This window comes from Halanaerobium sp. (genome assembly GCF_003070835.1).
Genome location: NZ_QBLR01000277.1, coordinates 1 through 4,564 on the forward strand (window position 1 = coordinate 1; position 4,564 = coordinate 4,564).

Genomic DNA, 4,564 nt, shown 5'->3' on the forward strand with positions numbered 1-4,564 from the left:
AAACCCGACCACAAACTAAAACTAAAGGATTTTCAATTTGAATAATTTGATAAGCTCGTTTGTAATCACCCTGTCTGATAGCATCTATATATAGAGGTACATCTACATTTGCTGGACAAGCATTCTGACAGGGAGAAGTAAATAAGGAAGCACAAACTGAAGAATCACAATGTTTGTTTTCAATATGATCCAGATATTCGTCTTTAAAATATCTTATGGTACTTAAAACTGGGTTAGGAGCAGACTGACCTAAACCACAGAAAGAAGAGTCTTTGACTACTTCTCCCATTTCTATAAGTAAATCTAAATCCTGCTTTTCACCACGGCCTTCACTGATTTTTTCTAGAACTTCAAGCATTCTTGTTGTCCCAATTCTACAGGATGTACACTGACCACATGATTCGTCTTTACAGAAATCAATAAAATATTTTGCTAAATCAACCATACAGGTCTGAGTGTCCATTACTATTAAACCTCCAGATCCCATTATTGTTCCTAACTCTTTAAGTGAATCGTAATCAATTGGAACATTCAAATGTTCTATTGGAATACATCCACCAGAAGGTCCACCTGTTTGGGCTGCTTTGAATTCTGCATCATTCTCAAGTCCACCACAAATATCAAATATTATTTCACCTGGAGTAGTTCCCATTGGAACTTCTACCAAACCATTCTTTTTTATTTTTCCAGCTAGAGCAAAAACTTTAGTACCTGGGCTTGCTTCTGTTCCAATTTTTTTAAACCATTCACTGCCTTTACGTATTATTTCAGGAACATTAGCTAAAGTCTCAACATTGTTAATAACTGTTGCTTTTTCAAATAAACCCGATTCACTTGGGAATGGTGGTTTAGAACGCGGTTCTCCTCTTTTTCCTTCAATAGAGGCAATCAGTGCAGTTTCTTCTCCACAAACAAAGGCACCTGCCCCTAATCTAATATTAACTCTAAAATCAAAGCCACTATCTAAAATATTTTCTCCAAGTAACCCCATTCCTTCTGCTGATTTAATTGCTTTTTTTAATCTTTTAATTGCCAATGGATATTCTGCCCGACAATAAATATATCCTCTCGAAGCTCCAATGGCATAAGCTGCTAATGCCATTCCCTCCAAAAGTCTGTGGGGATCACCTTCTAAGATACTTCTATCCATAAAAGCACCTGGATCACCTTCATCAGCATTACAAATCAAATATTTTTCCTGAGTACTATTGTTAGCTGCAAGTTCCCATTTTAATCCAGTTGAAAAACCTGCACCACCTCTACCTCTCAATTTTGCATTCTTAATAATTTCTATTACTTCATTTGGACTAAAACTTTTTAAAGCTTTAGCAAGTCCAAGATAACCATGATTTGCAATTGCCTCTTCAATATTTTCTGGATTAATATTTCCACAATTTTTGAGTACAATTCTTTTTTGTTTGCTAAAAAAATCACTATTTTGATCAATTAGCCAACGATTTATGATATTTCTTTCCCCTAAATGTGTTTTTAAAATTTCTCTAGTTTTTTCTGGGTTTAAATTACCATATATATATCGCTCATTATTAGTTCGAATTTCCATAATTGGCTCTTCAGCACAAATACCCAAACAACCAGTTATAGAAATTTCTATATCTTTTAAATTTAATTTTTTTATTTCTTTTTGTGCTGTTTTAAGTATTTCCTCTGCCCCAGCTGCAATTCCACAGGTACCCATACCAATAATTATTCTATCTTTTTTTATACCAGAATATTTATCAAATAAGCCCTTTTGGATTTCTTCTAATTCTTCTATTTTAAGCATTTCCTTCCTCCTTTATTTTACCATTTAAATAATTTTCAATAATTTTTACTGCTTTTTCTGGGTTAAGTAATCCATATGCTTTACCATTTACAGTCATTACTGGAGAAAGCCCACAAGCACCTAAACATCGGACAACATTTAATGACACTTTACCATCTTCTGTTGTCTGACCTGATTTAATCCCATATTTGTCTTCAATTTTTTTAATAATATCTTGAGAACCTTTAACATAACAGGCAGTACCTTTACAAAGAGAAACTTGAAACTCACCTTTAGAATATTCTGAAAAATGATTATAAAATGAGACTACACTATTTACCCGTCCAGGTGCCAAATTTAAATGATCAGCAATGATTTTTTGAGCTTCTTTTGGTAAATAACCTATTAACTCTTGAGCTTCATGCAAAACCTCAATTAATTCATAATTATGACCCGAATATTTTTTTAATTTATTTTTTAGTTCGGCTTCATATTCATGTGATTCTTTTAAATTTAAAGACATAATACTCCTCCTTTGTGAATTATGTAACTTTTATTTGTATAAAAATATCTTTTTATGTCGATTTAAATATATTTATGTCTAAATATATTTTAACATATTATTTTGAATTTTAAAAATATTATTTTGGAAATAAATCAAGAAATTATGTCAATAATATTAATATCTATTCAATATTTATTTTTCTGCTTCATATTTTATCACTTCCACATTTTCAATTGTAACTAGTCCCTCTTTGACCATTTCTTTAACTTTGGGTAATATATTCTCTATCTTTTCTTCTGTATCAATTGTTTCAATTACGAGCGGCAAATCTTCTGAAAGCTGTAAAATATGAGAAGATTTAATACGACTATTTAAACCAAAACCTTCAATACCTCTAAAAACTGTTGCTCCAGCCATATCATTTTCTTTGAACATTTTGATCAATTCATGATATAGAGGTTTTTTAGCCCACTTGTCAGTTTCGCCAATATAAATACGAAGAATTTTTCCCTTACCGTTTATCTGCATCATTATCCCCTTTCTTTATAAATGAATTTTAAAGCTAAATAAGTTTAGCCAGTTTAATTCCTAAAAATACTAAAATAAGACCCAAAAATAAATTTGAGAAGATATTAACTAAAGCAAAAAAATACCTTTCATCTTCAAACAACATTATAGTTTCAAAACCAAAAGTAGAAAAGGTGGTTAAAGCACCTAAAAAACCAGTTGTTATAGCTGTCCTGTATAGAGGATTCAATGTGCTTTTATCTAAAAAATATGTAATCAAAAACCCGAGCAAAAATGAACCTACTAAATTAACGGCTAAAGTACCATATGGAAAAATACTGCTATATTTGTTTGCAATCCATTTTGAGATACTGTATCTTCCTATAGCACCAAAAAAACCTCCTAAACCAATATAAAGGATATTAAACAAAACTTATCACCCTATTCTTATATTTTTTTAAAAATTTAAATTTTAGTTTTTAATAACCTTACAAATAAAAAAGCTCCTATCTTAATAGAGTTATCCCTATAAGATAGGAGCCATCATCTGTTAAATCAACAGTAATTAAAGGGGAGCTCCATCCCCTTAGTCCATTTTATTTATAAAAACTTTATGTAATTCAATATTTAAATTAAAACCAAGTTCTCTTAAACTGTGATCAAAGGCTTTTAAAGTTCTATATAACTTCTCTTCATAACAATTTTCTCCCATATGTCCAATCCGGATCAATTTATCTTCAAACTCTCCTAATGAACCTGCAATCATAACATTATGACTTTCTGTCATCAGCTGATTTAGCTCCTGATAATTTATTGAATCAGGAATTTCTATAGCTGTAACTGTATCAGAATGACCATTTTCAGCAAATAAATTAAGATTTGATTCAGCAATAGCTTTTCTAACTGCCTCTGCAATTTTATTGTGTCTTGCAAAAATTTCTTGATCCTCTAACCATTTATCTAAGGCTGCATTCAAAGCATAAATATCACTTATTGCCTGAGTATAAGGAAAATATTTTTCTTCATACCAGTTCTGCCAGAGCTGCAAATTGGTATAATAACCTCTAACTGGAGTTTCTCTATTATTTACTGCATCCCAGGCAGCATCACTAACACTCATAAAAGTGAGCCCCGGAGGCACTGATAGGCACTTTTGCGAACCTCCCAAAATAATGTCAATTCCCCATTCATCAACTTCAATTGGAACTCCACCAATCGCAGAAACTGAATCAACAATAGATAAAATATTATGTTCATTTAATAATTTAGTAATTTCACCAATATTATTTATAATTCCAGTAGGAGTTTCACAGTGAACAAAGGTTGCAAATTTAAAATCATTTTCAGCCGCCAACTTTTCAGCCAATTCATTGGTATCAATTTCTTCATTATATGGAAATTCCCATTTAGTAACCTCAGCTCCATATAAATCAGCAAAATCTGCAAATCCTCTACCAAAGATTCCATTATCTAAAACTAAAACCTTATCTCCCGGTTCAATTAAGGAAGCACAGGCAGATTCAAGTCCTAAAATTCCCTCCCCACTCATAATAATCACATCATTTTTGGTTTTTATTACCTGCTGTAATTTAGAACTAACATCAAGGTAAAAATCAAAAAAATCAGGATCAAGATCGGGATTGGTAATTTTTTGACTCATTGCGCGCCTAACTTCTTCACTGACCTCAGTAGGACCGGGTGTCATAATTAATAAATCACTCACAAAAATCACTCCCACAATTTTACGGTCTAATATAGATTTTATAACTTTTTATGGGAGATTGTCAAGC

General features: G+C 31.6%; 5 protein-coding genes and 1 riboswitch. All 5 genes read right to left on the bottom strand.

Features of this window, described 5'->3' with window-relative positions:
* A partial coding sequence (gene nuoF / locus CI949_RS17275) for an NADH-quinone oxidoreductase subunit NuoF (protein ID WP_290768653.1) occupies positions 1-1,783 on the bottom strand: 1,783 nt, incomplete at its 3' end.
* Complete coding sequence (locus tag CI949_RS17280) at positions 1,776-2,285, bottom strand: NAD(P)H-dependent oxidoreductase subunit E (protein WP_089716171.1); 510 nt, start codon at positions 2,283-2,285, stop codon at positions 1,776-1,778. The genes CI949_RS17280 and nuoF, both read right to left, overlap by 8 nt.
* Before the next feature lie 174 nt (positions 2,286-2,459).
* Positions 2,460-2,795, bottom strand: coding sequence for a DUF190 domain-containing protein (locus CI949_RS17285; protein WP_089716170.1), 336 nt, complete (start codon positions 2,793-2,795; stop codon positions 2,460-2,462).
* 34 nt (positions 2,796-2,829) lie between these two features.
* A complete protein-coding gene (gene crcB / locus CI949_RS17290) occupies positions 2,830-3,204 on the bottom strand; it encodes a fluoride efflux transporter CrcB (protein WP_089716169.1) in 375 nt (124 codons plus the stop codon).
* A gap of 97 nt (positions 3,205-3,301) precedes the next feature.
* A riboswitch (Fluoride riboswitch) is annotated at positions 3,302-3,369 on the bottom strand.
* Positions 3,361-4,497, bottom strand: a complete 1,137-nt coding sequence (locus tag CI949_RS17295) for an alanine--glyoxylate aminotransferase family protein (RefSeq protein WP_290768656.1) — start codon at positions 4,495-4,497, stop codon at positions 3,361-3,363. Its footprint overlaps the riboswitch before it by 9 nt.
* Between the last annotated feature and the right edge of the window lie 67 nt (positions 4,498-4,564).